The sequence below is a fragment of the Burkholderia sp. E168m23 genome (assembly GCF_016586125.1).
In the GTDB taxonomy this organism is placed as follows: Bacteria; Pseudomonadota; Gammaproteobacteria; order Burkholderiales; family Burkholderiaceae; genus Burkholderia; species Burkholderia orbicola.
This window is the reverse complement of record NZ_BCPP01001288.1, coordinates 1-1,529: the sequence shown is the minus strand read 5'-3', so window position 1 is coordinate 1,529 and position 1,529 is coordinate 1. Positions and strand designations below refer to the sequence as shown.

The following is a 1,529-nucleotide window of genomic DNA, read 5'->3' as shown; positions in this document are numbered from 1 at the left end:
ATACAGCCCTTGCCCCTGCATCCGCTCGATCAGGCCCAGATACATGCCCGGCGTATCGGGCGCCGCATTCTTGTCGGCCGCGGCCTGCATCAGCGCGCCGCGTTCGGCCTGCGCACCGATACCGTATCCGGACTCCTTGAACATCGCGCACCCGCTGGCGAGCAACGCGCACGCCGTCGCGCCTGCGATCGTGCGAACCCAACCCAATCGATTCATCTTGTGTCGCTCCTTCCCCTCATGCCGCATCAGCGCTGAAACGCAGCGAGCGCGGACAGCACGGTCATGATCCCCGGCCCCGCGGTCACGATCAACAGTGCCGGCAACAGCGTGACGATCATCACGCCGGTCATCTTCACCGTCAGGCGGCCGATCTGCTCGCGCAGCGTCGCGCGACGCCCTTCACGCAGACGGTCGCCGAATTGCTTCAGCGGCTCCTGCACCGCGCCGCCATGCTTGTCGACCTGAATCAGCAAGCGCACGATCGCGCGCAGATCCTCGTTGTCGAAACTGTTCGTGAGGCGTTGCAGCGATTGCTCACGCGTACGTCCGGCCGCGAACTGCCGCTGCGCGACGCCGAGCTCCCACGACAGCACCGGCAACATCGTCTGAAAATCGTGCGTGACCACCTGGATGCTCTGGTCGAGCGACAGGCCGACGCCCTGCAGCAGCCGCAACATGTCGACGAGCAGCGGCAGTTCGGCCGCAAGGCTCTGCCGACGCGCGGTCGCGCGCCGCCGCACGTAGATTTTCGGCAGCATGTAGCCGGTCACGAGCGCGATGGAGAGCCACAACGGCCAGCGCGCTTGCTGTCCGCGGCCGATCAGTACCAGCACGGCCAGCGCCGGCAGCAGGATCGCGCAGACGATGCGCGCGCCGACGAACAGCGCTCTGGCGCGCACGTCGACGAAACCGCACTGCTCGAGCAATCGACGGTCTTCGTCGGCGATCAGATATCGGCTGAAACCGGTATCGAGCCACCGCATCCCGACGTCTTCGAAACGTTCGCGCAGCCTCGCGAAGCGAACCCGCGGCGCGACAGGTGCCGCTGCCTCGCGCGCCGCGTCGGCGGAGCCGGCACGCGCGGCGGCCGCTTCGACTGCGGCGGCCCGGCGGTCGAGCGCATGCAACAGCGCGCGCTCGGCACGCTGCACGAGCACGATGCGAACGATCGCGAGCGCGGCAAGCAGCAGCACGCCGACCGATCCGAGCACCAGCGCAAGCGCGCCTAAACGGTTTGCATCCATCCATTCACCTCAGCCGCGCGAGCCGGAACAGCCAGAAACCGCCGATCGCCTGCAGCGCGAACGCCAGGTAAACCAGCTGACGTCCGGCATCGTCGTTCCACATCGCCGTGAAATAGCGCGGGCTCGTGGCAATGACGAAGCTGCCGACCGCGATCGGCAACAATGCCAGCACCCATGCGGACAGCCGGGTCTCGGCCGACATCGCGGACAGTTCGCGCTCCGCTTGCTCGAGATCGCGCATGAAGGTCGACATCCGGTCGAGCATCACGTCCGCCCGTCCGCCAT

Annotated in this window: 1 protein-coding gene and 2 pseudogenes; all 3 read right to left on the bottom strand. The window is 67.1% G+C overall.

Annotated features, from left to right (window positions below; genetic code table 11):
* A pseudogene (locus tag JMF90_RS36620) lies at window positions 1-216 on the bottom strand (pilus assembly protein); the annotation flags it as partial.
* 29 nt (window positions 217-245) lie between these two features.
* On the bottom strand, window positions 246-1,244 hold the full coding sequence (locus tag JMF90_RS36615) for a type II secretion system F family protein (protein WP_011694272.1): 999 nt from the start codon (window positions 1,242-1,244) through the stop codon (window positions 246-248).
* Window positions 1,245-1,248: 4 nt separating this feature from the next.
* A pseudogene (locus JMF90_RS36610) lies at window positions 1,249-1,529 on the bottom strand (type II secretion system F family protein); the annotation flags it as partial.

What these genes read in the sequence shown, in the direction of transcription:
- JMF90_RS36615 (WP_011694272.1), bottom strand. Translation starts at nt 1,244, where the DNA reads ATGGATGCAAACCGTTTAGGCGCGCTTGCGCTGGTGCTCGGATCGGTC.